Genomic DNA, 26271 nt, shown 5'->3' on the forward strand with positions numbered 1-26271 from the left:
GGAGACGACGGTAGGGGCGGAGTCTGGGAGTCACCTGGGAGCTCGCCCAGCGTGCCCCGTCCGCCCCGCGCGCCACGTACCGTGGCCGACGTGACCGCCACCACAGTGACGCCGACGTCCGCAGGTGCCGCCACCCCCGCGTGGCTCGACGAGCTCACCGCCGCGCTGGGGCGCGACAGCGTGCTCACCGACCCCGACGTCACCGCCGCCTACGCCCGTGACCAGGCCATGCTCGCCCCGGCCGGGCTGCCGGCCGCGGTGGTGCTGCCGCGCACCACCGCGGACGTCTCGGCGACCATGCGGATCGCCCACGCGCACGGGGTGCCGGTCGTGCCGCGCGGAGCGGGTTCGGGCCTGGCGGGTGCCGCGAACGCCGTGGACGGCGCGATCACGCTGGTGATGACCCGGATGGACACCGTCCTCGAGGTCTCCACCGCCGACCGGCTGGCCGTCGTCCAGCCCGGCGTGGTGAACAAGGCGCTGCGCGACGAGGTGGCGCAGCACGGGCTGTTCTACCCGCCGGACCCGTCGTCCTACGACTGGTGCACGATCGGCGGCAACCTGGCCAACAACTCCGGCGGCCTGTGCTGCGTGAAGTACGGCGTCACCACCGACTACGTGCTCGGCCTCGAGGTCGTCCTCGCCGACGGGCGAGTGCTGCGCACCGGCCGGCGCACGGTCAAGGGCGTCGCCGGCTACGACCTGCCCAAGCTGTTCGTCGGGTCCGAGGGCACGCTCGGCGTCATCACCGAGGCCACCCTGTCGCTGCGCCCGGCTCCGCAGAAGCCGGTCACGCTGGTGGCCACGTTCTCCAGCACCGCGCAGACCGGCCAGGTCGTGGAGGCCGCGGTGAGCTGCGGCGTCGTCCCCAGCCTGTTCGAGGTCATGGACCGCACCTGCATCCGGGCCGTCGACGACCTGCTCAAGGCCGACCTCGACCGCGATGCCCACGCCCTGCTGGTCGCCCAGTCCGACGCCGGCGGCGAGGCAGCGGTCGCCGAGATGGAGGTGCTGGCGCAGCTGTGCCGCGACGCCGGCTGCGAGCTGGTGCACGTCACCGACGACGCCGCCGAGGGTGACCTGCTGCTGGCCGCCCGCCGCATGGCCCTGCCCGCGCTCGAGCAGCTGGGCACCACGCTCATCGACGACGTCGCCGTCCCGCGCTCGCGCATCGCCGCGTTCCTCGATGGCTGCGACGCCGTCGCCGGTGAGCGCGGCCTGGTCATCGGCGTGGTGGGGCACGCCGGCGACGGCAACATGCACCCGACCATCTGCTTCGACCCTGCCGACACCGAGCAGGCCGAGCGCGCGCACCGGGCCTTCGACGACATCCTCGAGCTGGGCCTGTCGATGGGCGGCACGATCACCGGCGAGCACGGCGTCGGCAACCTCAAGAGCGAGTGGCTCGAGCGCGAGATCGGCCCGGTGTCGCTCGACGTGCACCGCTCGATCAAGCGGGCGCTGGACCCGGCGGGGCTGCTCAACCCCGGCAAGATGTTCAGCGCGGGCTGAGTCGGGGCACCCCGGTGCCGTGTCGAGACACCGGCTGCTGGTCATCGGGGGCGACGCGGGCGGCATGTCCGCGGCCGCGCAGGCCCACCGCATCGACGACTCGATCGAGGTGGTGGTGCTCGAGCAGGGGCACGACACCTCGTTCTCCGCCTGCGGCATCCCCTACTGGGTGGGCGACCTGGTGGGCAGCCGCGACGACCTCGTGGCCCGCACCCCCGAGGAGCACCGCCGGCGCGGCCTCACCGTGCACACCGGCACCCGCGCCGAGGCCGTCGACCTCGACGCCTGCCGGGTGAGCGCCGCCGACGGCCGCACCTTCGACTACGACACCCTCCTGCTGGCCACCGGCGGCCGGCCCACCCGGCCGCCCATCGAGGGCCTGGACGCCCCCGGGGTCTTCGGGGTGCACCGCCTGGACGACGGCGCCGCCATCCGGTCGGCGATCGACGAGCTGCCGCGCGACCGGCCGCGCAAGGCCGTCGTCCTCGGGGGCGGCTACATCGGCCTCGAGATGGCCGAGGTGCTGCAGCTGCGCGGCCTGGACGTCGACGTCGTGCTGGCCGACCCGCTGCCGATGGGTCTGCTGGACGCCGACATGGGCGAGCGCGTGTGCGACGCGATGCGGTCCATGGGCATGGGGGTGCACACCGACGCCCGGGTCACCGCCGTCCTGACCGGGGCCGACGGCCGGGCGTGCGGGGTGCGCACCGACGACGCCACGTTCGACGCCGACCTCGTCGTCCTCGGGCTCGGCATGGGGCCCGAGGCGCGGCTGGCCGAGGCGGCCGGGCTGGGCATCGGCGTCACCGGCGGCATCGACGTCGACGCCACCATGCGCAGCCGCACGCACGAGAACGTGTTCGCCGCCGGCGACTGCGTGCAGACCTACCACCACCTCACCGGCGAGCCGGCGCACGTCGCGCTCGGCACCCACGCCAACAAGCAGGGCCGGGTCGCGGGGTCGGTCATCGCCGGCCGCCCGGCCCGCTTCGCCGGCGTGCTCGGGACGGCGATCACCAAGGTCGGCGACACCGAGATCGGCCGCACGGGGCTGTGCACCACGCAGGCCGAGCAGGCCGGGTTCGACTTCCGCACCGACGTCGTCGAGGCCACGACGCGGGCCGGCTACTACCCCGGCGCCGAGGACATCGCGGTCAAGCTGGTGACCGAGGCCGGTTCGGGTCGGTTGCTGGGCGGTCAGGTCGTCGGCGGGCAGGGCGCGGGCAAGCGCGTCGACGTCCTCGCGACGGCGATCTGGGGCCGGATGACCGCCGAGGAGCTGTCGGAGTCCGACCTGTCCTACGCCCCTCCGTTCTCGCCGACCTACGACCCGGTCGCGGTCGCGGCGCGGGTGGTCAGCCGGGCCGAACGGGGCTGAGCCGGGACACCGAACGCAGCACCACCAGGGACCCGGCGAGCCCGAGGAGCAGCAGCACGGCCATCAGCCAGGCGCCGAGCGCGGGGGAACCGTCGGACCCGAGCAGTCGCGCCAGGGTGACGACGTGGGCCACGAGCGCCACGGTCACCGCGCCGCAGGCGATGGCTGCGCTGGTGCGCCGCACCCTCCGCAGGACCAGGACCAGGAGGAGGGCCGCCGGGACCAGGCTGATGACCGCGCCGCCGACCTTCTCCTCGGGGGTGCCGCCGTCGTCCACGGCCAGCGTCGCCACGACCCCGGCGGCGGCCAGCACGACGACGAGCGCAGCCACGGCCCGGCGGGACGCCCGGGACCCGGGGACGGCGGCCAGCCCGAAGAAGACGGCCGTGCCCAGGCCCGCGAAGGTCAGGATGATCGTCGCCTGGTAGTCGGGCAGGCCCACCAGCACGCCCTGGGTGGCGGTGATCTCCCCACCGTCGGCCAGCACGCCGCGGCCCCAGACGCTGTCGTCGGTCAGCAGGACCGACAGCAGCGCCGCCGCCAGCACCACCGACCACCCCACCAGGGGCATCAGCTCTCGAGGCGGGGTCCTCCGTGGTGCGGTCACGACCAGCCATCCTGCCGGGTCGGTGCTCGCCCGCTGTCGTCGTCCCGACCCGGCGCGGGATACTGGCCCGCGAGCAGCTCGTCCTCTCTTCGACAGGAGCGTCACCGTGCCCATCGCGACCCCCGAGGTCTACGCCGACATGATCAGCCGGGCGAAGGAGAACGGCTTCGCCTACCCGGCCATCAACTGCACCTCGTCGGAGACGGTCAACGCCGCGCTGCGCGGGTTCGCCGACGCCGGGTCCGACGGCATCATCCAGTTCTCCACCGGCGGCGCGGAGTTCATCTCCGGCACCCGGGTCAAGGACATGGTCGTGGGCGCCACCGCGCTGGCCGAGTACACGCACGTGGCTGCGCAGCACTACCCGGTCAACGTCGCGCTGCACACCGACCACTGCCCCAAGGACAAGCTGAACACCTACGTGCGCCCGCTCATCGCGCTGTCGCAGGAGCGGGTCGACCGCGGCGGCAACCCGCTGTTCCAGTCGCACATGTGGGACGGCTCGGCCATCGACCTCGACGAGAACCTCTCGATCGCCCAGGAGCTGATCGAGAAGACCTCCGCCGCCAAGATCGTGCTGGAGCTCGAGATCGGCGTCGTCGGCGGCGAGGAGGACGGCGTCTCGCACGACATCAACGACAAGCTCTACACCGCCCCCGGCGACTTCGTGCAGACCGCGAAGGCCCTGGGCCTGGGCGAGAAGGGCATCTACCTGCTGGCCGCGACCTTCGGCAACGTGCACGGCGTCTACAAGCCGGGCAACGTGAAGCTGCGCCCCGAGGTGCTCAAGGAGGGCCAGGAGGTCGTCGTCGCCGAGCTGGGCCTGGAGGCCGGCTCGAAGCCGTTCAACTTCGTGTTCCACGGCGGATCGGGGTCTTCGCAGGAGGAGATCCGCGAGGCGCTCTCGTACGGCACGATCAAGATGAACGTCGACACCGACACCCAGTACGCCTTCACCCGGCCGATCGCCGGGCACATGTTCAGCAACTACGACGGCGTGCTCAAGATCGACGGCGAGGTCGGCAACAAGAAGACCTACGACCCGCGCACCTACATGAAGGCCGCCGAGGTCAACATGGCCGCCCGCGTCACCCAGGCCTGCGAGGACCTGCTGTCGGCCGGGACGTCGCAGAAGTGACCGGTCACCTCGGTGGGGCGCACCGCGACCTGCTGGGCCCGCCGCCGGAGACCCTGCTGCCGGCCCACCCCGAGGCCGACGCCGCCCTGGCCGGGGGCACGCCGCCGGCCGAGGTGGCAGCCGCGCACCCGACGGTCAGCGCCGCCTGGGCCGCCCTCGCCGAGGACGCCCTGGCCGGTGGCCGGGTGATCGAGGCCTACGCCTACGGGCGCACCGGCTACCACCGCGGCCTCGACGCCCTGCGCCGCAACGGCTGGAAGGGCTACGGCCCGGTGCCGTGGCGCCACGAGCCGAACCGTGGCTTCCTGCGCTGCGTCATCGAACTGGCGAAGGCCAGCGAGGCCATCGGCGAGACCGCCGAGACCACACGCCTGACCGACCTCCTCCGCGACTGCGACCCCACCCTCGCCCCGTAGCCATCGCCCCCCGGGCCGGGCTCGGCCCACCGCAGACTCACGCCGTCCAGGGATGGTCCTGCCCTGCAGGGGCACAGGATCCCTGGACGGCGGGTGTCTGCGGGCAGTTGTCCACAGCACCGGGACTCGGGCTGGGGCTGTGGTGCGCCGCGGGCCACCATCCTGGGCATGCACCCTCTCGTCCGCGCCGCCGCTGCTCGCCAGCACGGTGTCGTCACCCGCCGCGACCTGCAGCGCGCCGGGGTCGGTGACCAGGAGATGCGCACCCGGGTGGCCCGCGGCGAGTGGGTGCGCCTGCGCCGTGGGGCGTACGTCGCCGCCGAGGTGCTCGCGGCGGCCAGCACCCAGCGCCGCCGGCACGTCATAGCCTGCAGTGCGGCTCTGCTGACCCTCGGCCGGGCAGGGGCCGTGGTCGGCGGACTCAGCGCCGCAGCCGTCTGGGGCCTGCCCGTCCCCACGGCGCCGGACCGCGACGTCGTGCTGCTCGACCCCGCGCAGAGCCTGCGGAGCACCGGCCTGCGTGTGCTCATGACCCCGCTGCCCCCGGGATCGACGACGACCCACCTCGACCTGCGTGTGACGACCCTGGCCCGGACCGTCGCGGACTGCGCCCGGTTCGAGGACCTGGAGGTGGCCCTCGTCCTGGCCGACGCCGCCCGCTGGGACGACCGGCTCACCCAGGCCGACCTCACCGCGGTGGTCGAGGGCATGCGGGGCTGGCGGGGAGCGGCCGCCGCCCGGTGCGTGGCCGACCTGTGCCGGGCCGGGGTGGAGTCGCCGCTGGAGACCCGGGTGCGGCTGCGGTTGCTCGAGGCCGGGGTGGCCGAGCCCGAGCTGCTCGTCACCATCCGGGCCGAGGGTCGGGTCGTGGAGGCGGACGGGTGGTGGGACGCCGCGGCGGTTGTCATGGAGTGCGACGGCCGGGTCAAGTACCGCGACCCCTGGGGCGGCCTGACCACCGAGCAGAAGCACTGGCAGGAGAAGCGCCGCGCCGAGGTCGCCGGTGCGGCAGGGGTGCGCTTCTGGCGGGTGGCCGACGAGGACCTGCGCAGCGAGGCCGCCTGGTCGGCCGCGCTGGCCCGGCTGCGCGCGATGCTCGCCCACCCGCTGCCCGGCCCCCGCCGCTTCACCGTCACCCGCGAGACGCGCCGCACCCGGCGGGCCGCCTGACGCCCCCGACGCCCCGCCCGCGCCGACGGCTCGCCGACCTCAAGCTGTGACCCTGCAGGGATCCTCTCGCCCTGCAGGGCCGCAGAATGCCTGGACGGCGGGAGTGCGCCGGTGGTGGGGTCGTGGAGACCACGCCGCGGCGCAGCGGGGGTGGAACGGGCGCGGGGCGGGGTGCGAGCGTGGTCACTCCGCGAGGGGGCGCGGCGCGTGGCACGATCCGCGGATGAGCAGCGCCGCTCAACCCCCGGGTGACGGGCACCCCGTCGTGCCCGTCTTCTTCCTGTCCGACAGCACCGGCATCAGCGCCGAGCTGATGGGTCGTGCGCTGCTGCTGCAGTTCCCCGACCTGGTGTTCGAGACCGAGCTCATCCCGTTCATCGCCAGCGTCGAGGCGGCCCGCGAGGTGGTGGCCAAGCTCGACGAGGCCGCCGAGGGCCCGGTGATGCCGCTGGCGTTCACCACCGCCGCGGCCACCGAGGTGCGCGAGGTGCTGCTGACCAGCCGGGTGCCGATCATCGACTTCTTCGGCATGCACATGGACCGGGTCGAGGAGCTGCTGGGCACCCCCGGCGTCCGCGAGGCGCGCCGGCTGCACGGGGTGGGCGACGTCCGGCGGTACAACGACCGCATGGCGGCGGTCGAGTTCGCCATCGAGCACGACGACGGCCAGACCTTCCGGGCGATCGAGCGGGCCGACGTGATCCTGCTGGCGCCCTCGCGCTGCGGCAAGACCCCGACCGCGATGTACCTGGCGCTCCAGCACGGGCTCTTCGTGGCCAACTACCCGCTGGTCGACGAGGACCTCGAGACCACCGACCTGCCCCGCCCCGTGCGCGAGCACGCGGACAAGTGCTTCGGGTTGACCACCACGGCGACCCGGCTCGCCCGGGTGCGGCAGGAGCGCCGGCCCAACTCCCGGTACGCCTCCGACGAGCAGTGCCGCTACGAGCTGCGGCAGGCGATCGCGATGTACGACCGGCACGAGCTCCCGACGGTGGACACCTCGGCGGCCTCCGTCGAGGAGATCGCCGCCGTCGTCCTGCAGACACTGGCCCGGCTCCGCCGTGCGGCGGGCCCGAGGAGAGGAACCCGATGAGCACCGAGAACGTCCGCTGGTTCGCCGACCTGGGCATGGGTGACCTGGAGGAGGTCGGGGGCAAGAACTCCTCGCTGGGCGAGATGATCTCCAACCTGGCCGACGCCGGGGTCAAGGTGCCCGACGGCTTCGCGACGACGTCGAGCGCCTACCGCTCCTTCCTGGGCGACACCGGGCTGGCCGAGCGGATCACGGAGAAGCTGGCCGCCCTGGACGTCGACGACGTCCGGGCGCTCTCGGCGGCGGGCACGGAGATCCGCGGCTGGATGGTCGACCAGCCCTTCCCCGAGCAGCTCGAGGCCGACATCCGGGCGGCGTACGAGCAGCTGGCCACCGACGAGGAGCTCAGCTTCGCGGTGCGCTCCAGCGCCACCGCCGAGGACCTCCCCGACGCCAGCTTCGCCGGCCAGCAGGAGACCTTCCTGAACGTGCGGGGGATCGAGTCGGTCCTGACCGCGATCCGCGAGGTGTACGCCAGCCTCTACAACGACCGGGCCATCGCCTACCGGGTGCACCACGGCTTCGACCACGACGCGGTGGCCCTGAGCGCCGGCGTGCAGCGCATGGTGCGCTCGGACATCGGCTCCAGCGGCGTCATGTTCACGATGGACACCGAGTCCGGCTTCCCCGACGCCGTGTTCATCACCAGCGCGTTCGGCCTCGGCGAGGGCGTCGTGCAGGGCGCGGTGAACCCGGACGAGTTCTACGTCTACAAGCCCGCGCTGAAGGCCGGGAAGGCCGCCGTCCTCAAGCGGGGCGTGGGCGCCAAGGCGACCAAGATGGTCTACACGTCCGACGCCACCGTGGGCCGGACGACGGAGTTCGTGGACGTCGACGACGCCGAGCGCCGCACGCTCAGCCTCACCGACGACGAGGTGCTCACCCTCGCCCGGTACGCGGTGACCATCGAGGAGCACTACGGCCGCCCGATGGACATCGAGTGGGGCAAGGACGGCCTGGACGGCGAGCTGTACGTGCTGCAGGCCCGCCCCGAGACGGTGGTCTCGCGCGCCGGCAGCACCCTGGAGCGCTACAAGCTCACCGGGACCGGCACGGTGGTCGTCGAGGGCCGGGCGATCGGGCAGAAGATCGGCGCCGGCGCGGTCAAGGTGCTCAGCGACATCGAGCAGATGGCCGACTTCGCCCGGGGCGACGTCCTCGTCGCGGACATGACCGACCCCGACTGGGAGCCGATCATGAAGCGCGCCTCGGCGATCGTCACCAACCGGGGTGGGCGCACCTGCCACGCCGCGATCATCGCCCGGGAGCTGGGCATCCCCGCCGTGGTCGGCACCGGCGACGCGACCCGCACCCTGACCGACGGGCAGGAGGTCACCGTGTCCTGCGCCGAGGGCGACGTCGGCAACGTGTACGAGGGCCTGGTCGACTTCGACGTCTCGGAGACCCGGCTGGACGCGATGCCGGAGATCCCGACCAAGATCATGATGAACGTCGGGACGCCGGAGCAGGCCTTCGCGTTCTCGCGGTTGCCGCACAAGGGCGTGGGGCTGGCGCGGCTGGAGTTCATCATCAACCGGCAGATCGGCATCCACCCCCGCGCCCTGCTGGACTTCGACACCCTCGGGGGCCGGCTCAAGGAGCAGGTGGCCGAGCAGATCGCGGCCTACCCCAGCCCGCGCGACTACTTCGTGCAGCGGGTGGCCGAGGGGATCTCGATGATCGCCGCGGCCTTCGCGCCCGAGCCGGTGATCGTGCGGATGAGCGACTTCAAGAGCAACGAGTACGCCAACCTGCTGGGCGGCGAGGCCTACGAGCCGCACGAGGAGAACCCGATGATCGGCTACCGGGGCGCTTCCCGGTACCTGTCGGCGGACTTCGCGGAGTGCTTCGCGATGGAGTGCGCGGCGCTCAAGCACGTGCGCGACGAGATGGGCCTGACCAACGTCAAGATCATGATCCCGTTCGTGCGCACCGTCGCCGAGATCGAGGGCGTCGTCGAGCTGCTGGCCAGCCACGGGCTGGTCCGCGGGGAGAACGGCCTCTCGGTCGTGATGATGTGCGAGCTGCCCTCCAACGCGCTGCTGGCCGATGAGTTCCTCGACCACGTCGACGGGTTCTCCATCGGCTCCAACGACATGACCCAGCTGACCCTGGGCCTGGACCGCGACAGCTCGCTGGTGGCGGCCACGTTCGACGAGCGCAACCCCGCCGTCCTGAAGATGCTCGAGATGGCGATCAGCGCCTGCCTGGCCCGCGGCAAGTACGTGGGCATCTGCGGTCAGGGGCCCTCGGACCACCCCGACCTGGCCCAGTGGCTGGTGGAGCAGGGCATCGAGTCGATGTCGCTGAACCCCGACACCGTCGTGGACACCTGGCTGGCCATCGCCAAGAAGGGGAGCTAGGTCGCGCGGCGCAGCTCGGCGGTGAGGGTGGCGAGGGCCTCGCCACCGCTCATCAGCCGGGTAAGGCCGTCGACGTCGACGTCCTCGCGGGTCAGGTCGGCGGCCACCCGGCCGCCGGCCAGCAGCACGAACCGGTCGCCGACGAGGTGCGCGTAGCCGGGCATCGAGGTCACGTAGAGCACCCCGAGCCCGGCGTCGCGCGCGGCGACCACGGTGCGCAGCACCAGCGCGTGCTGGGCGACCGTCAGCGGGGCGGCAGGCTCGTCGACCACGAGCACGCGGGCGCCGAAGTGCATCGCCCGCGCCACGGCGAGGCTGTGCCGCTGCCCCGGCTGCAGGGCGGCGGCGGGCTGGTTCACGTTGACGTCGGGCAGCCCGACCCGGGCCAGCGCCCGCGCCGCGCCCTCGCGGGCGACGTCGAGGTCGATGCGCCGGAGGGGCCACACCCCGCGGGTGGGCTCGTCGCCGAGCCAGAAGTTGCGCCACACCGTCATGAGCGGGATGACGGCGAGGTCCTGCCAGATGGTGGCGATGCCCCGCGAGCGGGCCTGCCGCGGACGCCGGAACCGCACGGCCTTGCCGTCGACGAGCAGCTCGCCGTCGTCGTGCCGACGGACGCCGGAGACCACCTGCACCAGCGTCGACTTGCCCGCGCCGTTCTCGCCGAGCACGCAGGTCACCGTGCCCGGGCGCAGCCGCAGCGAGACCCGGTCCAGCGCCGGCACGCTGCCGTAGCGGACGGTGACCCCGCGCAGCTCGAGCACCGGCTCGGCCGCCACCGGGGGCAGCACCGGACCGCCCTCGGGCTCCGGGAACGGCAGGGCCGGCTGCTCGCTCACGACCGGGGCACCGCGATCAGTCGGCGGCGGGCGACGCCGTTGGCCAGCAGCGCGACGAGGAGCAGCACGCCGAGCACCACCTGGAACGTGGACGGCGACCAGCCCGCGATGCCGATGCCGGTGCGCACCGTGCCGTAGAGCAGCGCCCCGGCCGCCGCCCCCACCGCCGACCCGTACCCCCCGCTGAGCAGGCACCCGCCGATGACCGCGACCACCAGGTACTCGATCTCGGCGCCGAACTCCGGCGCCACCGGGACCCCGGCCTGCCGCACCAGCACGAGCGTGCCCACCAGCCAGGCCGCGGTGGCGGTGACCAGGTACAGCGCGACCGTCGTCCCGGCGGTGGGGACGCCGAGCTCGCGCGCCGCCCGGCGCGACCCGCCCAGGGCGTACACCGCGTTGCCGAAGCGGGTGCGCCGCAGCAGCCACCCGGCGAGCAGGACGGCGGCCAGCCACCACAGGATCGACACCTTGAACCGGCCGTCGCCCACCATCACGCCCGACCCGAACACGGCCTGCGCCGACGACCACCCCGGGGCGACGTCGACGTCGTGGACCAGCGAGCGGCCGGCCACCGACTGGGTGACCACCAGCGTGCCGCCCTGCAGCACCAGGAACGTGCCCAGCGTGACCAGGAAGCTGGGCAGCCCGGTGAGCACCACCAGGACGCCGTTGACCGCGCCCACCGCGAGCGCGCCGACCAGCGAGGCGCCCAGCGCGGGCCAGATGCCCCAGCCGGCCTCGGTGACCAGCAGCCCGGCGGCGACGCTGCTGGCCACGGCGAGCACGCCGATGGAGACGTCGAACTGGCCGGCGACCAGCAGCAGGGTGACCGCCACGGCGCCGATGCCCACCAGGGCCGCCGAGTCCAGCACCGAGGCCCACCCGCCGGTGCCCAGCAGCTGCGGTGCCTGGGCCCCGAACACCGCGAGCGCGACGAGCACGCCGACGAACGCGGGGGTGCTCGGCCGGGTCAGCAGCCGTCGGCCCCGCGAGGGCACCCGGCGCGCGGGCACGCCGAAGGCCGTGGGGGCGGCGGTGCTCGGCAGGGGGAGCCTCCTGGGGGAGCGGGGCCCCCAGTGTCCCCCACGCAATGCCGGCCGGGGCCTACGGTTCCCCCGTGGACCCGATCCGGCAGCGTCGCCGGCTGCTGGTCGCGCTGTTCGCCACCGCGGTCAGCACGCAGTCGCCGTCCCCGCTCCTGCTGCGCTACACCGACGCCCTCGACCTCGGTGCCCTGGTGCTCACCCTGTTCTTCGCCGCCTACGCGGTCGGGTTGGTGCCCTCGTTGCTGCTGGCGGGGCCGCTGTCGGACCGGGACGGACGACGCCGGGTGGTCGTGGGCGGGGTGGTCGCGGCCCTGGCCTGCACCCTGGTGCTGATCGCCGCCGACGCCGGCGGCGTGGCCTTCCTCGTCGCCGGGCGGGTCGCCCAGGGCCTGGCCAGCGGGGCGGTGTTCACCGTGGGCACCGTCTGGCTGCGCGAGCTCTCCGGCGGGGACGACGACGGTGCCCCGGGCCGGGTGCGCCGGGCCGCCGCGGTCGCCAGCGCGGCGATGGCCGCCGGGTTCGCGGTGGGTCCGCTGGTCGCCGGCCTGCTCGTGCAGTGGGGCCCGGCACCGGAGCTGGTCTCGCTGCTGCCCTCGGCGGTCCTGCTGCTGGTCGGGCTGCTCGGGCTGCGGGGCGTGCCGGAGACGATGACCGACCGCCGTCCGGGCCGGTTGGCCCTCGGCGTCCCGCCGGTGGCCCGGCGGGCCTTCTGGGCGTACCTGCTCCCGGTCGGGCTGACCGTCTACACCTACGCGGTGCTGTCGCTCACCGTCTTCCCCCTGCTGGTCGCCGGTGCCGGGTTCGACGCGGTGTTCGCGCTGGTGGGCGCCTCGGCGCTGCTGGTGCAGGGCAGCGCCGCCCTGGTCACGCCGCTGGCCGCGAAGCTGGGGCCGGCCGTCTCGGGCCCGCTGGCCGCGGTGCTCGCGGCCTGCGGGTGCGGGCTGGGCTACCTGGCCGTGCAGCCCGGTGGGTGGCCGTGGGTGCTGCCGGCCTGCCTGCTCATCGGGCTGGGGGAGGGGCTGGGCATGACCTCGGGCGTGGCCGTCTGCGACCGCGTGGCCCCGCCGGACCGGCGCGGAGCCCTGCTCAGCGCGTTCTACCTGCCGGTCTACGCCGGGTTCGTCGTGCCGACGGTGCTGGCGCTGGTCAGCGGGGATGCGCTGCGCGGCGGGGTCCCCATCCTCGTGCTGGGCGCGGGCGGCCTGCTGCTGGGCCTCGTGCTCGCCGGCCCAGGACGGGCCGCGCTGCGCGCCGCCGGGGCGACGACCGCCGTCCCGCCGGTGCCGCCCCGCGTGGTGGAGGCCGCCCCGGAGCTCTAGCCCGGGGTGGCCGACAGGCCCTGCGCCCGGCGGGCCTTGGCCCGGTACATCTGCAGGTCGGCGGCCCGCAGCAGCTCGAGCGCGGTCTCCCCGTCGGCGGGGTGGATGGCCACGCCCACCGAGGCGCCGACCACCACCGAGCCGTGCGGCAGCAGCTCGACGGGGTCGGCCAGCACGCGCTGCACGTCGGCGGCCACCCGGTGCGCGGCGGCCAGCCCGGCGGCCAGCGCCGACGCGGGTCCGTCGTCAGCGGGCTGGTCGACGTCGGCCAGGACGACGACGAACTCGTCACCGCCCAGCCGCGCGAGCAGGTCGCGGCTGCGCACCACCTGGCGCAGCCGGTCGGCCACGATCCGCAGCACGGAGTCGCCGGCGGCGTGCCCGAACCGGTCGTTGACCCCCTTGAACCCGTCGAGGTCCACGAAGAGCACCACCGGGCCCACCCCGGGCACGTGGACCTGGCGGTCGAGCTCGGTCAGCAGAGCGGTGCGGTTCGCCGTTCCGGTCAGCGGGTCGGTGCCGGCGCGCTCGCGCAGCGCCTCCTCGGCGACCACGCGGTCGCTGACGTCGTGCTGGAACCCGACGTAGTGGGTGAGCCGGCCCGCGGCGTCGTGCAGGGGCGACAGGTGCAGCTCGTTCCACCAGGTGGAGCCGTCCTTGCGGGCGTTGAGCAGGGTCGCCCGGAACGGCCGCCCGGCCGCCAGCGCGTCGGCGACGTCGTCGAGGGTGTCGCGGTCGGTGCCCGGGCCCTGCAGGAAGCGGCAGTTGCGGCCCAGCGACTCGGCCGCGGAGTAGCCGGTCTGCTCGGTGAACGCGGCGTTGACGTAGACGATCGGCATGTCCGGGGCGGTCGCGTCGACCACGACCACCGAGCTGCCGGTCAGCCCGACGGCCCGCACCAGCAGCTCGGCCGCGCCGCTGCCGGGCTCGGGGACCGGCGGCGGCTCGGGGGCCTCGGGTGCGGCGTGCGGATCCACGGCGACGGCGGCGTCGGGCCACGACGGGTCGGGCCCGCCCGCCGGCAGGGCGGTGCCGGCCGGCGCGGGCAGCTCGGGGCGCACCGGACGACCCCAGAGCCAGCCCTGGCCCAGGTCGCAGCCCAGCTCGCGGGCGATCGCGGCCTGCTGCTCGGTCTCGACGCCCTCGGCGAGCACCAGACCGCCGTAGGAGTGGGTGATGTCCACGACCGCCTGCACGACGGCGCGCGCGGCCGGACCGGGCAGGGCCTGCACGATCGCCCGCTCGAGCTTGACGATGTCGGGCTGCAGCCGCACCAGCAGGGCCAGCGACGACCACCCCGACCCCAGGTCGTCCAGGGCCACCCGGCAGCCGCGCTCGCGGTAGTGGGCGAAGACGCGGTCGAGGTGGTCGACGTCCTCGATGACGTGGCCCTCGGTGACCTCGAAGACCAGCTGGTCCATGCGCAGCCCGGCCTCGGCGGCGGCGCGCTCGGTGGTCTGCAGGCACACCTCGGGGCGGTAGATCGAGGTGGGCACGAAGTTGATGAACAGCAGGTCGTCGGCCAGCCAGGGCCCGGCGTCCCGGATCGCGGTCGTGCGGCCCACCCGGTCCAGCACGTGCGTCCAGCCGGCCTCGTCGGCGGCGGGGAACAGCTGGTCGGGCATGATCCGCGACCCGTCGACGGCGGTGGCCCGCAGCAGCGCCTCGTGGCCCAGGGTGCCGCCGTCGCCCAGGCGCACGATGCGCTGGTACTCGGCGTGGAAGCGCCCGGGCTCGTCGGCGAACAGCGGCACCAGGTCGGCGTGCCGCAGGCGGGCCGCCGCCGAGCCGAGGCTGGGCGCGGTGAGCGCCTGGGCCAGCAGGTCGGGCCCGGTGCCCTCGACCCCGGTGAGCAGGCAGCGGACCTCGGCGGCCTCCACCGACGACAGCGCCGCGGCGGCCTCGGTGACGAGCGCCTCGAGGTCGTCGCCCCGGGCCTCGAGCAGGCCGGGGGCCAGTGCGGTCAGGGGGGTGCCGCGCCGGCGTGCGATCGACCGGACGGTCGCCAGGCTGTGCGCCACCCGCGAGGACAGCAGCACCCGCCGGGTCGAGCAGGGCGTGGTCGGGGTGGTGCAGAGGCAGCCGGCGCAGCGGGACACGGAGGACCTTCCGGTGGTGCGGGAGGGGAGCACCGACTGCTTCGGCACCGCCGACGTCCGGCACCAGCGGTGCTCACCCTCCCGGGGGGCCTCAGGGCTGCAGGCGCCAGCGCACCCGGTCGTCGGCGTACCAGGTCCAGCGCTGCACCTCGCGGTCCAGCGGCACCCCGTCGCGCACGACGCGGGCGGGGTCGCAGGCCACCTGCAGCGCGCGCCCCGTCGTCCGGCCGGGTCGGCGCAGCGGCACCGTGACGACGGCGACGGTCAGCTGGTCGGCGACGTCCCAGCGCGGTCGCGCCTCGATGCGGGTGATGCGGCCGTCGGCGACCCGGGCGTCGTCGTGGTGGGCCTGCGCGCCGAACCGCGCCGCCAGCGCCCGCCCCGGCGCCGCGGACTCGATGCGCCCGTGGTGCAGCAGGACGCCGCCGTGGTCGTCGCGCACCAGGCACAGCTCGCGGGGGGTGCCGGTGCCCAGGCCGAGGTCGCGGGCCAGGCCGCGGCAGTCGGCGTCCCCGTCGACCGGCTCCCAGCCGACGGTCACCGCGGGCAGCCGGTCGCTCTTCCACAACCGCGCGAGGACGGCGGCCAGGGCCTGCACCGGGCCCTGCACCACGAGCGTGCCCTCGGCCGCGTCGACCACCGAGGCCACGTGCCGGCGTGAGGGGCCCTGACCGGGGGCCAGCCCCCGCAGGTCGAACCGGGCGACGTCCACAGCGATACCCTGCCACCTGCCAGCCGGGAGGCCCCGGTGACCGCTGCGATGAGGAGAACCACCCGATGCCCGCAGTCGTGCTGATCGGTGCCCAGTGGGGCGACGAGGGCAAGGGGAAGGCCACCGACATCCTCGGCGGCCGGGTCCCCTACGTCGTGCGCTACCAGGGCGGCAACAACGCCGGGCACACCGTGATCACCCCGGACGGCGAGAAGTACGCCCTGCACCTCATCCCGTCGGGCATCCTCACCCCGGGCTGCACGCCGGTCATCGGCAACGGCGTCGTGGTCGACCCGCAGGTGCTCATCGGCGAGCTCGCCGGTCTCGAGGAGCGCGGGGTCGACACCTCGCGCCTGGTCATCTCCAGCGACGCGCACCTGATCATGCCGCACCACCGGGCCCTCGACCGGGTCACCGAGCGCTTCCTCGGCAAGAGCAAGATCGGGACGACGGGGCGCGGCATCGGCCCCTGCTACGGCGACAAGGTGGCCCGCGTCGGCATCCGCGCGCAGGACCTCCTCGACCTCGGCATCCTCCGGCAGAAGCTCGAGGCGGTGCTGCGCGAGAAGAACCAGATCCTGGTGAAGGTCTACAACCGCAAGGCCATCGACGTCGACGAGGTCGTCGAGGAGTACGCCGGGTACGCCGAGGTGCTCAAGCACCGCATCGCCGACACCCGCCTGCTGCTGGGCAACGCCCTCGACCGCGACGAGTGGGTGCTGCTGGAGGGCTCGCAGGGCACGCTCCTGGACGTCGACCACGGCACCTATCCGTTCGTCACCTCGAGCAACCCGACCGCGGGCGGCGCCTCGGCCGGCTCGGGCATCGGGCCCACCCGCATCACCCGGGTGGTCGGCATCCTCAAGGCCTACACGACCCGCGTGGGCTCGGGCCCCTTCCCGACCGAGCTGTTCGACGCCAGCGGCGACTACCTGCGCACGAAGGGCGGCGAGGTGGGCGTGACCACCGGCCGCGACCGCCGCTGCGGCTGGTTCGACGCCGTCATCGCCCGCTACGCCTCGCGGGTCAACGGCACCACCGACTACTTCCTCACCAAGCTCGACGTGCTGAGCGGCCTGGAGACGGTGCCGATCTGCGTGGCCTACGAGGTCGACGGCGAGCGGCACGACGAGATGCCCATGACCCAGACCGACTTCCACCACGCCACCCCGGTGTACGAGGAGATGCCGGGCTGGTCCGAGGACATCACCGGCTGCCGCACCTTCGACGAGCTGCCCGCCGCCGCGCAGGCCTACGTCAAGCGCCTCGAGGAGCTCTCGGGCGCCCGGATCAGCGTCATCGGCGTCGGCCCCGGCCGCGACGAGAACGTCCTGATCCACGACCTCCTGGACTGAGCGCGCTCCGCCGGGCCGCACCGCCGCTCGGCGTCGTGGCCGACGGCCGCTGAGCCCCCGTCTCCGGTCCCCGCGAGGCCGGGACCTTTAATGGAGGGCTCCCGGGGCCGGGCGTCGCGGTCCGGGGCGAGTTCTGCGCGTGGAGTGCAGGGTTCCCGTCCTCTCGATGGGTGTCGAGGGGGCGAGAACCCCGCACTTCACCGGCATCGTCCGGGGTCCGGGGTCCGGGGTCCGGGGTTCGGGGCCCGGGGCCGGGAGTGCGGGGGCCGAGCCCGGGGCCGGGAGCGCGGGCCCGGGGGCAGCGGAGGCGTCAGGCTGCGAGGGCGGCGGTGATGCCGGCCGCGACGGCGTCGGGGGAGCGGAGGTCGGCCGCCGTCACGTGGACGACGCGCCATCCGGCCGCCAGCAGGGCGTTCAGCCGCCGGCGGTCCTTCGCGAACTGTCCGCGCTCGGCGTGCCAGGCACCGTCGTACTCGACCGCGACCCGGTGCGCCGGGAACGCCAGGTCCACCCGCGCCACGAATGCGCCCCGGGCATCGCGCACCACGAACTGCGGAACCGGCACGAGGCCGCGCCGGCGCAGCTGCACCCGCACCAGCGACTCCGGGGGCGACTCGGCACGTGGATCGGCCCAGCAGACCGCCTCGAGCGCCTCGGGGGCCGACCCCGGCACCGCGGCGGCGAGCACGTCGCCGACCAGCACCCCGGTGCGGGCCAGCAGCGGGTCCAGCACCGGCACGGTCACCTCGGCCGGGCCCGACCGGGCGACGTCGACTGCGGTGCGCAGCGGCGAGGTGCAGCGGACCCCACGGACCAGCACCACCTCGTGCGGCGCGAGCGAGACCCGGCGGACCACCAGCCCGGCGACGGGGCCCCACCGCGCCGGAGCGGGCACCGACACCTCGACGGGGTCGCCGACGTCGACAGCGGTGGCCACCCCGTGCACCCAGGCCGCCGTGCGCCCGCTGAACGCCGCGCCGGCCGGGAGCACCAGCGCGGCGGCACGGACCTGGAGGAGGGTGCCAGCAGGCAGGTCGGCGTCGGCGTAGACGCCGCGCAGCGGGCGCTGCCACGCCGAGGAGCGCAGCTGTGCGGGCGTCAACAGCCCCCGGGCTACGGCGTCGGAACCCCGGAACACCCGGCCCACGAGCTGGGGTGGACGGAGTGGCGCGATCACCCGGTCAGCGTGCCGGGATCGGCGCCGGCGTGTGGATCTTGTCCACAGAGTGCCGGGTGTACGCGGTGTGCGGGGTTCTCGCTCCCTCGACGGGCTCCGAGAGCGCGAGAACCCCGCAACCCGCCTGCAGCACCGGGGTCGGCCCGGGGCGTCAGGGGCGGGGGCGGACCGGGGCGAGGGCGGGGGCGGCCAGGGCGGCGCGCTCGCGCACGGCGATCTCCGGGTTGTCGGTGATGAGGCCGTCGACGCCCAGGGCCAGCAGCAGGCGGGCCTCGGTGCCGGCGTCCCCCAGCCCGGCCGGGTCGGTGCCGCGGCGCAGGTGCACGGGCAGGAAGGCGTTCTCGGCGCGCACGGTGAACGGCGCGACGGTCAGCCCGGCGCGGTGGGCCTGGGCGACCAGGTCCGAGACGCCGACCAGCGTGCCGGCCCCGTCGCGCAGCAGGATGCGGTGCTTGGAGGGCCCGATGCCGTCGGCGTAGGTGCTGATCTCGCGGAGCCCGGCCGGGGTGACCATGCCGTCGAACGCCGCCTCGTCGCCGATCAGCTGCACCAGGCCGGCGGCGGCACCGAGCCGGTCGCGCAGCTCGCGCACGCCGGCGGCGTCGAAGCTCTGCAGCACGACGTCGGGGGCGGCACCCAGCTCCGCGGCGACCAGTTCGGCCAGCGGCAGGCCGATCGAGGCCGACCAGGTGGGGTCCTTCAGCTCGACCTGCACGCCGACGCCGCGGGCCCGGGCCAGCTCGACGACCTCGCCGAGGGTCATCAGCTCGCCGGTGTGCAGGGTGTTCCCCGGCCGCAGGTGCGGCCAGCGCTCGACGGCGCGCAGCGTGCGCAGCTCGGCGAGGGTGAAGTCCTGCACGAACCAGCCGGTGCACCAGGCGCCGGCGACCTCCTGCGTGCGCCGGCGGTCGGTGAACTCCGGGTGGTCGGCGACGTCGGTGGACAGCGACAGCTCGACCTCGTGGCGCACCACCAGGGCGCCGTCGCGGCTGACGACGACGTCGGGCTCGATGCGGTCGGCGCCGAGGTCGGCGGCCAGCTCGTAGCCGGCGCGGGTGTGCTCGAGGCGGTGCGCGGCGGCGCCGCGGTGGCCGATGACGACGGGGTGGCGGCGGGGGACCCGCCGACCGGAGCCGGGGACGGTCTGCAGACCGGTCTCGCGCATGGGACCCACCACACCCCCGTCGGGTGTCAGGACGGCGAACACCGGCTGACAATCTCCTGTCATGGTCAGGTACATCGGCCTCAGCAGCAGGTTCTCAACCGCGATGTGTCGCGCCTCACCAGGTGGCCGACGGGGGAAACCCGGGTGACGAGGAGGGGCGGCGGCGGGAGCATGCCCCCGTGACCGTCCCGCACGTGCCCGCCTGGGGCGCCCACGTCCCGCCGTCGCCGGCGGCGGCCCGGTTGGGCCGCGTGGTCCGCGTCGACCGGGGACGGGTGACCGCCGCGACGGCCGACGGCTCGGCCCGGCTCGCCCTGGACGCCCGGCTGCGCGGGGGCGACGCCGTCGTGGCGGTGGGGGACTGGGTGGTGGTGGTCGACGGGAGGGTCGTCGAGGTGCTGCCCCGCCGGACGGCGCTGACCCGCACGGTGGCCGGTCGCACCTCGGCGGTGCAGGTGCTGGCGGCGAACCTGGACCTCGTGCTGGTCGTCGACGCCCTGGCCGGCGACGTCCGCGTGCGCCGGGTGGAGCGGTTCCTGGCGATGGCCTGGGGCAGCGGAGCGACGCCGCTGCTGGTGCTGACCAAGGCCGACCTGTGCGCCGACGCCCCGGCCGCGGCCGCCCGCGTGGCCGCGGACGCAGTGGGCGTCGAGGTGGTGGTGGTCAGCGCGGTCACCGGGGCGGGGCTGGCCGACGTCTCGGCGCGGCTGACCCCGGGCAGCACGTGCGCGGTCGTCGGCCCCTCGGGGGCGGGCAAGTCCACCCTTCTCAACGCCCTGGCCGGCGGTGACCGGGCGACCACCCACGAGGTCCGCGCCGACGGCCGGGGGCGGCACACCACCACCGCGGCCCAGCTGCACGTGCTGCCCGGCGGCGCCCTCCTGGTCGACACCCCGGGCCTGCGCGAGCTGGAGCTGGCCGACGCCGGGGGGCTGGACGACGCCTTCGCCGACGTCGTCGAGCTGCTCGTGGGCTGCCGGTTCCGCGACTGCGGGCACGACGGGGAGCCCGGCTGCGCGCTGGGCGCCGCCCTGGCCGACGGGCGGCTGGACCCTGCCCGCCACCGGGCGTGGCTCGCGCTGCGCGCCGAGGCCGCCCGCACCGCGCTGCGCCGCACCGACCGGGTGGCCCTGCGCAGGCAGCAGGAGAAGGCCTGGGGCCGCGCCGTGCGGACGGCCCAGCGCGCGCAGGGGAGCCGGCCCCGCCCCCGGTAGCCTTCGCTGCCATGCGCGTGCTGGTGATCGGATCCGGAGCCCGGGAGCACGCCCTGTGCGTGGCCCTCCACGCCGACCCGGCGGTGCAGGCGCTGGCCTGTGCCCCCGGCAACGCCGGGACGGTGGCCGTCGCCGAGGCCCACCCGGTCGACGCCACCGACCCCGTCGCGGTCGCCGCGCTGGCCACCGGGTGGGGCGCCGACCTCGTCGTCGTGGGGCCCGAGGTGCCGCTGGTCGCCGGGGTCGCCGACGCCGTCCGCGAGGCCGGCGTCGCCTGCTTCGGGCCGAGCGCCCAGGCCGCGCAGATCGAGGGCTCCAAGGCCTTCGCCAAGCACGTGATGACCGCCGCCGGCGTCCCCACGGCCCGGTCGTGGCCGATCGGCACCGAGGCCGAGCTGCACACCGCGCTCGACGAGGTCGCCGCGCTGAACGCCCCCGGGAGCCCCTACGTCGTCAAGGACGACGGCCTGGCCGCCGGCAAGGGCGTCGTCGTCACCCCCGACCGCGACACGGCGCTGGCCCACGGGCGGGCCGTCCTCGCCGACGGCCACGCGGTGCTGGTCGAGGAGTTCCTGGACGGCCCCGAGGTGTCGTTGTTCGCGGTCACCGACGGGACGACGGTGCGCCCGCTGGTGCCGGCCCAGGACCACAAGCGTCGCGACGACGGCGACGGCGGGCCCAACACCGGTGGCATGGGCGCCTACGCCCCGCTGCCGTGGGCGCCGGCCGGGTTGGTCGACGAGGTGCTGGCCACCGTGCTGCAGCCGACCGTCGACGAGATGGCCCGCCGCGGCGAGCCGTTCAGCGGCCTGCTCTACGCCGGGCTCGCGCTGACCTCGCGCGGCGTGCGGGTGGTGGAGTTCAACGCCCGCTTCGGCGACCCCGAGACCCAGGTCGTGCTGCCGCTGATGCGCACCCCCCTGGCCGGTCTGCTGCTCGCCGCGGCGACAGGCACGCTGGCCGACCACCCGCCGCTGGAGTGGCACGACGGCGCGGCGGTGACGGTCGTCGTGGCCGCGCCGGGCTACCCCGAGGCCCCGCGCACCGGGTCACCGATCACCGGCGCCGAGGGCGAGGGCGTGCTGCACGCCGGCACCCGGCTGGCCGACGACGGCCGGGTGCTCAGCGCCGGCGGCCGGGTGCTGGCCGTGACCGCGGTGGGCGACGACCTGGCCGACGCCCGCCAGGTCGCCTACGAGCGCGTGGCCGGCGTGCGGCTGGCCGACGCCCACTGGCGCACCGACATCGGCCTGGCCGCCCTGGAGGGGAGGATCGCCCTCCCCTGATCACTGCGCCCGGACGGCGGCCCGGGCGCGGCGGGTGTCCGGCGTGGGCGGGCGCGGGCCCTGGTGGCGGCGCGACAGGTAGGTGCCCGCCACGTTCGCGCACGCGATCACGGGGACGGCGATGAGCGCCCCGAAGATGCCGGCGATCAGCAGGCCGGCGGCGATGGCCAGCACGACCGCGAGCGGGTGCACCGATACGGCCCGGCCCAGCAGCAGCGGCTGCAGCACGTGGCCCTCGAGCTGCATGATCAGCACGATGATGCCCAGCGCGATGAGCGCCTTGATCGGGCCGACCGCCACGAGGGTGACCAGCACGGCCACCGAACCGGCCAGGAACGACCCGATGATCGGGATGAACGCGCCGAGGAACACCAGGGCGGCCAGCGGCACCACCAGCGGGGTGCCGAGCACGGTCAGCCCGATGCCGATGAACACGGCGTCGAACGCGGCGACGACGGCGGTGGCCCGCACGTAGGAGATCAGCGTGCGCCACGACCGGCGGGCGGCCTCGTCGACGTACGCCTGGGAGTTCGGCGGGGTGAGCCCGACGATCCACAGCCAGATCTGGCGACCGTCCATCAGGAAGAAGAAGAGCGTGAACAGCGCCAGCACGATGCCGGTGAGCACCTCGCCGAGGGTCGCGGCGGTGGTCAGCGCGCCGGCCGTGAGGGTCTCGCGGTTGTCGGTGAGCGCCTGCTGGATGCTGCTGCTGGCGTTGGCCAGCACGTCGTTGATGTCGCCCTGCGTGACCGGGAAGGTCTCGACGACGAAGTCCTGGATCTGGGTCAGGCCCTGGCCGATCTGGCTGGCCAGGTCGTCGTAGCCGGCGGCGAACTGCTCGATGACCAGGGTCACGATGCCGGCGACGACGCCCAGCCCGACCAGCAGCATGACCAGCGCCGCGAGCGAGGTCGGCCAGCGGTGCCGCACCAGGAAGGCGGCGCCGGGCTGCAGCAGGGCGGCCAGCAGCAGGGCCACCACCACCGGGACGGCGACGACGGCGACGTAGGCCAGGCCGAGCAGCACCAGGTACAGCGCCGCACCGAGGGCGATGACCCGCCACGACCAGGCGGCGGCGATGCGCAGCCCGTTGGGCACGGCGTCGGCGGCCGGCAGCGGGTGCTCGCTGGCCAGCAGGCTGCCCGTGCTGCGGTCGCGGTGCTGGGGGACCGGCGGTGCGCCGCCCTGGCGGGGTGGGCCGCTGACGCCCTCGGCGACCTCGTCGTCCGGGGCGGTGGGGTCGGGGGACCCGGCCGGGTGCGAGTCGGTGGGTCGGGGGGCCCCGGGGCGGGGGTCGGCGTCCTGCGGGCCCGGGTCGGTGCGGGGTGCGGCGCCGTCCTCGACGTGGTCGACGACGGCGCGGGAGCCGTCCTCCATGACCAGCACGGTGCCGTCGGGCCAGGCGTGGGGGTCGTGCTCGGCGGCGGCCCGGATGCGCTCGCGGGCCCGGCGGACGAGGGACGTCGCCCGTGCGGTGGTGCGGTCGAGCACGAGGACCTCCAGGGGCGGGACGGCGGGTGCGCGCCCAGCATGGACCCGCACCGCGCCGCGAGGCGCAGAGGGCAGGATGCCCGACGTGGTTGCCCGGTACACCTGGACGGCGGTCTGAGATGCGGTTCACCCGGTCGGAGCTGGAGGCGTTCGCCGGCACCGAGGTGCCCGACCTGCTGCCGAGCGGACCGGTCCGGCTGCTGTTCGTCGGCATCAACCCCGGCCTCTGGACGGCGGCCGTGCAGACCCACTTCGCCCGACCCGGCAACCGGTTCTACCCCGCCCTGCTGCGGGCCGGGGTCATCGACGAACCGGTCGACGCCGCCGCCGGCATGACCGACGCCGACCGCGCCCGGTTCACCGCGGCGGGCATCGGCATCACCAACCTGGCCCGCCGCGCCACCGCCCGCGCCGACGAGCTGAGCCCGGCGGAGCTGCGCGAGGGCGGCGTCCGGCTGGTGGAGCTGGTGGCCCGGCGGCGTCCGGCCGTGGTCGCGGTGGCCGGCGTGACCGCCTACCGGCAGGCGTTCGGCGTCCCCCGGGCCCGCACCGGCCGGCAGGACGACGTCCCGGCCGGGTGGCCGGCGGACGTGCAGCTGTGGGTGGTGCCCAACCCGAGCGGCCTGAACGCCCACGACACGGTCGACACGCTGGCCGCGGCCTACGGGGAAGCGGCCCGGGCGGCAGGGCTGCCCGGGCGTGCGGGAGGATCACCGGCGTGATCGAGCGGTACACCCTCCCCGAGATGGGCCGGGTCTGGAGCGAGGCCCACAAGTACGAGCTGTGGTGCCGGGTCGAGACCTTGGTGCTGGAAGCCCACGCCGCGGCCGGGCGCGTGCCCGCCGACGTCGTCGAGCCGGTGCGGCAGGCGCCGCCGCCGACCCCCGAGGCGGTGGCCGAGATCGAGGCCACCACCCAGCACGACGTCATCGCCTTCCTGTCGGCGTGGGCGGACAACACCGAGCCGCGCAGCGCGGCGGCCTACGTGCACCACGGCATGACCAGCTCCGACCTGCTGGACACCGCGCTCGCGGTGCAGCTCACCGACGCCACCGACGTGCTGCTGGCCAAGGCCGACCGGCTGGTGGCCGCGCTGCGCGACCACGGCATGGCCCACCGGCACACGCTGAAGGTCGGCCGCACCCACGGCGTGCACGCCGAGCCCGACGTGTGGGGGCACCGGGTCGCCGACCTCGCCTTCGCCGCGGCCCGCTCGCGCGACCGGCTGCGCGCCGCGCGCACCGCCGTCGGCGTCGTCGCCATCTCCGGGGCCGTGGGCACCTACTCGCTCATCGACCCCTCGGTCGAGCGCATCGTCGCCGAGGCCCTCGACCTGCGCGCTGCCGACGCCTCCACCCAGGTGGTGCTGCGCGACGGCATCAGCGAGTGGGTCTCGTCGCTGGCGATCCTCGCGACGGTCTGCGAGGCGATCGCGCTGGAGGTGCGGCACGGCCAGCGCACCGAGGTGCGCGAGCTGTCCGAGGCGTTCGGGTCGGGCCAGAAGGGCTCGAGCGCGATGCCGCACAAGAAGAACCCGATCCGCTCCGAGCGCATCGCCGGCCTCGCCCGCGTGGTGCGCGCGGCGATCGTGCCGGTGATGGAGGGCATCCCGCTCTGGCACGAGCGCGACATCTCGCACTCCTCGACCGAGCGCGTCTTCCTGCCCGACGCCGCGATCACGCTGGACTACCTGCTCGACCTCACCGCCGGCCTGGTCGAGAACCTGGTCGTCGACGCGGCCCGCATGCGGGCCAACCTCGACTCCACCGGCGGGCTGATCTACACCTCGGCCGTGCTGCTCGAGCTGGTCGAGGGCGGCATGGGGCGCGAGCAGTCCTACGCCCTGGTGCAGGGTGCGGCGATGCAGACCTGGCAGACCGGCACCCCGTTCCGCGAGACGCTGCGGGCCCGCGCCGAGGCCGACGGCGTGGCGCTCGACGAGGGCAAGCTCGACGAGATCTGCCGGCCCGAGCGCTACGTGGCCAACCTCGACCCGCTGTTCGAGCGGCTCGCGGCGCTGTCGTGACCATCGACCTCCCGCTGGTCGCCCGCGGCAAGGTGCGGGAGGTCTACGACGCGGGCCAGGACCAGTTGTTGCTCGTGGCGTCGGACCGCATCTCGGCCTACGACCACGTGCTGCCCACCCCGATCCCGGACAAGGGCGCGGTGCTGACCCGGCTGTCGGTCTGGTGGTTCGAGCAGCTGGCCGACGTCCTGGCCGCGCACGGGGCCACCCACCATCTCCTGAGCGCCACGGAGGTCCCCGCCGCCGCGGCCGGCCGCGGCATGCTCGTGCGCCGGCTGGAGATGGCCCCGGTCGAGTGCGTGGCCCGCGGCTACCTCTCGGGCTCGGGCACCGTCGAGTACCGCCGCACGGGCGCGATCGTGGACGTCGAGCTGCCCGCCGGGCTCGAGGAGGGGTCGCGGCTGCCCGAGCCCGTGTTCACCCCGTCGACCAAGGCCGAGGTGGGCGAGCACGACGAGGCCATCTCCTTCGCCCGCACCGTCGAGCTGGTGGGCCCCGAGCGGGCCGAGCAGCTGCGCGAGCTCACCCTGGCGCTGTACCGCCGCGGCCACGAGGTCGCGGCCGGGGCGGGCATCGTGCTGGCCGACACCAAGTTCGAGTTCGGGGTCGACGGCGGTGCCCTGGTGCTGGCCGACGAGGTGCTCACCCCCGACTCGTCGCGTTTCTGGCCCGCGGCCACCTGGGCGCCGGGCGCGGTGCAGCCCTCCTACGACAAGCAGTTCGTGCGCGACTGGCTGACGTCCTCGGGCTGGGACCGGCAGTCCCCGCCGCCCGAGCTGCCCGCCGACGTCGTCGCGGCCACCCGCGAGCGCTACGTCGCCGCCTACGAGGCCCTCACCGGCACCTCGTTCTGACGGCG

Annotated in this window: 22 protein-coding genes; 14 read left to right on the forward strand and 8 right to left on the reverse strand. The window is 75.0% G+C overall.

Annotated features, from left to right (window positions below):
* Positions 1-90 precede the first annotated feature (90 nt).
* A complete protein-coding gene (locus BLP29_RS07515) occupies positions 91-1512 on the forward strand; it encodes an FAD-binding oxidoreductase (protein WP_243469771.1) in 1422 nt (473 codons plus the stop codon).
* A gap of 19 nt (positions 1513-1531) precedes the next feature.
* A complete protein-coding gene (locus tag BLP29_RS07520; protein WP_092801993.1) occupies positions 1532-2890 on the forward strand; it encodes an FAD-dependent oxidoreductase in 1359 nt (452 codons plus the stop codon).
* Here BLP29_RS07520 and BLP29_RS07525 read toward each other — a convergent pair.
* Entirely contained in the window at positions 2868-3461 is a 594-nt protein-coding gene (locus BLP29_RS07525; RefSeq protein WP_092801996.1) for a hypothetical protein, read from the reverse strand. The two genes, BLP29_RS07520 and BLP29_RS07525, sit on opposite strands and share 23 nt — an antisense overlap.
* Positions 3462-3603: 142 nt before the next feature.
* Here BLP29_RS07525 and fbaA point away from each other — a divergent pair, with 142 nt between their 5' ends.
* The 5 genes from fbaA (at position 3604) to ppsA (ending at position 9680) form a co-directional block, all read left to right on the forward strand.
* The gene (fbaA, locus tag BLP29_RS07530) at positions 3604-4635 is read left to right on the forward strand and encodes a class II fructose-bisphosphate aldolase (protein WP_092801999.1); all 1032 of its coding nucleotides are present in this window, start codon (positions 3604-3606) and stop codon (positions 4633-4635) included.
* On the forward strand, positions 4632-5051 hold the full coding sequence (locus tag BLP29_RS07535; RefSeq protein WP_092802002.1) for a DUF3151 domain-containing protein: 420 nt from the start codon (positions 4632-4634) through the stop codon (positions 5049-5051). The genes fbaA and BLP29_RS07535 overlap by 4 nt, the downstream gene beginning before the upstream one ends.
* Positions 5052-5219: 168 nt before the next feature.
* Positions 5220-6221 (forward strand): type IV toxin-antitoxin system AbiEi family antitoxin domain-containing protein, encoded by a 1002-nt coding sequence (locus tag BLP29_RS07540; RefSeq protein WP_092802005.1) that lies wholly within the window; start codon positions 5220-5222, stop codon positions 6219-6221.
* A 223-nt stretch (positions 6222-6444) separates the two neighbouring features.
* Complete coding sequence (locus BLP29_RS07545; RefSeq protein WP_092802008.1) at positions 6445-7317, forward strand: pyruvate, water dikinase regulatory protein; 873 nt, start codon at positions 6445-6447, stop codon at positions 7315-7317.
* A complete protein-coding gene (gene ppsA / locus BLP29_RS07550) occupies positions 7314-9680 on the forward strand; it encodes a phosphoenolpyruvate synthase (protein WP_092802011.1) in 2367 nt (788 codons plus the stop codon). Before BLP29_RS07545 ends, ppsA begins: the two co-directional genes overlap by 4 nt.
* On the opposite strand, the gene BLP29_RS07555 is transcribed toward ppsA, so the two are convergent.
* The gene (locus BLP29_RS07555; RefSeq protein ID WP_243469772.1) at positions 9677-10519 is read right to left on the reverse strand and encodes an ATP-binding cassette domain-containing protein; all 843 of its coding nucleotides are present in this window, start codon (positions 10517-10519) and stop codon (positions 9677-9679) included. The genes ppsA and BLP29_RS07555 overlap by 4 nt on opposite strands.
* Entirely contained in the window at positions 10516-11535 is a 1020-nt protein-coding gene (locus BLP29_RS07560; RefSeq protein WP_243469773.1) for an ABC transporter permease, read from the reverse strand. The genes BLP29_RS07555 and BLP29_RS07560 overlap by 4 nt, the downstream gene beginning before the upstream one ends.
* A gap of 104 nt (positions 11536-11639) precedes the next feature.
* On the opposite strand from BLP29_RS07560, the gene BLP29_RS07565 reads away from it, so the two are divergent.
* Positions 11640-12887, forward strand: coding sequence for an MFS transporter (locus tag BLP29_RS07565; protein ID WP_165839317.1), 1248 nt, complete (start codon positions 11640-11642; stop codon positions 12885-12887).
* Here the strand turns inward: BLP29_RS07565 and BLP29_RS07570 are convergent.
* The gene (locus BLP29_RS07570; protein WP_165839318.1) at positions 12884-14986 is read right to left on the reverse strand and encodes a GGDEF domain-containing protein; all 2103 of its coding nucleotides are present in this window, start codon (positions 14984-14986) and stop codon (positions 12884-12886) included. The genes BLP29_RS07565 and BLP29_RS07570 overlap by 4 nt on opposite strands.
* Before the next feature lie 91 nt (positions 14987-15077).
* Positions 15078-15698 (reverse strand): hypothetical protein, encoded by a 621-nt coding sequence (locus BLP29_RS07575; RefSeq protein WP_092802020.1) that lies wholly within the window; start codon positions 15696-15698, stop codon positions 15078-15080.
* Between the two features lie 65 nt (positions 15699-15763).
* Here BLP29_RS07575 and BLP29_RS07580 point away from each other — a divergent pair, with 65 nt between their 5' ends.
* On the forward strand, positions 15764-17053 hold the full coding sequence (locus BLP29_RS07580) for an adenylosuccinate synthase (RefSeq protein ID WP_092802024.1): 1290 nt from the start codon (positions 15764-15766) through the stop codon (positions 17051-17053).
* 310 nt (positions 17054-17363) lie between these two features.
* On the opposite strand, the gene BLP29_RS07585 is transcribed toward BLP29_RS07580, so the two are convergent.
* Both BLP29_RS07585 and BLP29_RS07590 read right to left on the reverse strand, forming a co-directional pair.
* The gene (locus BLP29_RS07585; protein WP_243469774.1) at positions 17364-18155 is read right to left on the reverse strand and encodes a DUF559 domain-containing protein; all 792 of its coding nucleotides are present in this window, start codon (positions 18153-18155) and stop codon (positions 17364-17366) included.
* Positions 18156-18381: 226 nt separating this feature from the next.
* Positions 18382-19395, reverse strand: a complete 1014-nt coding sequence (locus BLP29_RS07590) for a glycerophosphodiester phosphodiesterase family protein (protein ID WP_092803101.1) — start codon at positions 19393-19395, stop codon at positions 18382-18384.
* 179 nt (positions 19396-19574) lie between these two features.
* On the opposite strand from BLP29_RS07590, the gene rsgA reads away from it, so the two are divergent.
* Both rsgA and purD read left to right on the forward strand, forming a co-directional pair.
* Positions 19575-20609 (forward strand): ribosome small subunit-dependent GTPase A, encoded by a 1035-nt coding sequence (gene rsgA / locus BLP29_RS07595; protein ID WP_092802030.1) that lies wholly within the window; start codon positions 19575-19577, stop codon positions 20607-20609.
* 11 nt (positions 20610-20620) lie between these two features.
* Entirely contained in the window at positions 20621-21895 is a 1275-nt protein-coding gene (purD, locus tag BLP29_RS07600) for a phosphoribosylamine--glycine ligase (protein ID WP_092802033.1), read from the forward strand.
* On the opposite strand, the gene BLP29_RS07605 is transcribed toward purD, so the two are convergent.
* Positions 21896-23386 carry an AI-2E family transporter gene (locus BLP29_RS07605; protein WP_243469775.1) on the reverse strand — a complete coding sequence of 497 codons (1491 nt, stop codon included), beginning with the start codon at positions 23384-23386 and terminating at the stop codon, positions 21896-21898.
* Between the two features lie 119 nt (positions 23387-23505).
* Between BLP29_RS07605 and BLP29_RS07610 the strand changes: the two genes are divergently transcribed.
* From BLP29_RS07610 to BLP29_RS07620, 3 genes are read left to right on the forward strand one after another with little or no spacing between them, the layout of a single operon-like run.
* Positions 23506-24108, forward strand: coding sequence for a mismatch-specific DNA-glycosylase (locus BLP29_RS07610; RefSeq protein WP_092802036.1), 603 nt, complete (start codon positions 23506-23508; stop codon positions 24106-24108).
* A complete protein-coding gene (purB, locus tag BLP29_RS07615; protein ID WP_092802039.1) occupies positions 24105-25412 on the forward strand; it encodes an adenylosuccinate lyase in 1308 nt (435 codons plus the stop codon). Before BLP29_RS07610 ends, purB begins: the two co-directional genes overlap by 4 nt.
* The gene (locus BLP29_RS07620; RefSeq protein ID WP_092802042.1) at positions 25409-26266 is read left to right on the forward strand and encodes a phosphoribosylaminoimidazolesuccinocarboxamide synthase; all 858 of its coding nucleotides are present in this window, start codon (positions 25409-25411) and stop codon (positions 26264-26266) included. The genes purB and BLP29_RS07620 overlap by 4 nt, the downstream gene beginning before the upstream one ends.
* Positions 26267-26271: the final 5 nt, after the last annotated feature.

Origin of the sequence: Klenkia marina, assembly GCF_900101025.1 — a bacterium.
In the GTDB taxonomy this organism is placed as follows: Bacteria; Actinomycetota; Actinomycetes; order Mycobacteriales; family Geodermatophilaceae; genus Klenkia; species Klenkia marina.

Coding starts and splice junctions, on each gene's coding strand:
- BLP29_RS07525 (WP_092801996.1), bottom strand. CDS start 3,461: ATGCCCCTGGTGGGGTGGTCGGTGGTGCTGGCGGCGGCGCTGCTGTCG.
- BLP29_RS07540 (WP_092802005.1), top strand. CDS start 5,220: ATGCACCCTCTCGTCCGCGCCGCCGCTGCTCGCCAGCACGGTGTCGTC.
- BLP29_RS07545 (WP_092802008.1), top strand. CDS start 6,445: ATGAGCAGCGCCGCTCAACCCCCGGGTGACGGGCACCCCGTCGTGCCC.
- ppsA (WP_092802011.1), top strand. CDS start 7,314: ATGAGCACCGAGAACGTCCGCTGGTTCGCCGACCTGGGCATGGGTGAC.
- BLP29_RS07580 (WP_092802024.1), top strand. CDS start 15,764: ATGCCCGCAGTCGTGCTGATCGGTGCCCAGTGGGGCGACGAGGGCAAG.
- BLP29_RS07590 (WP_092803101.1), bottom strand. CDS start 19,395: ATGCGCGAGACCGGTCTGCAGACCGTCCCCGGCTCCGGTCGGCGGGTC.
- purD (WP_092802033.1), top strand. CDS start 20,621: ATGCGCGTGCTGGTGATCGGATCCGGAGCCCGGGAGCACGCCCTGTGC.
- BLP29_RS07610 (WP_092802036.1), top strand. CDS start 23,506: ATGCGGTTCACCCGGTCGGAGCTGGAGGCGTTCGCCGGCACCGAGGTG.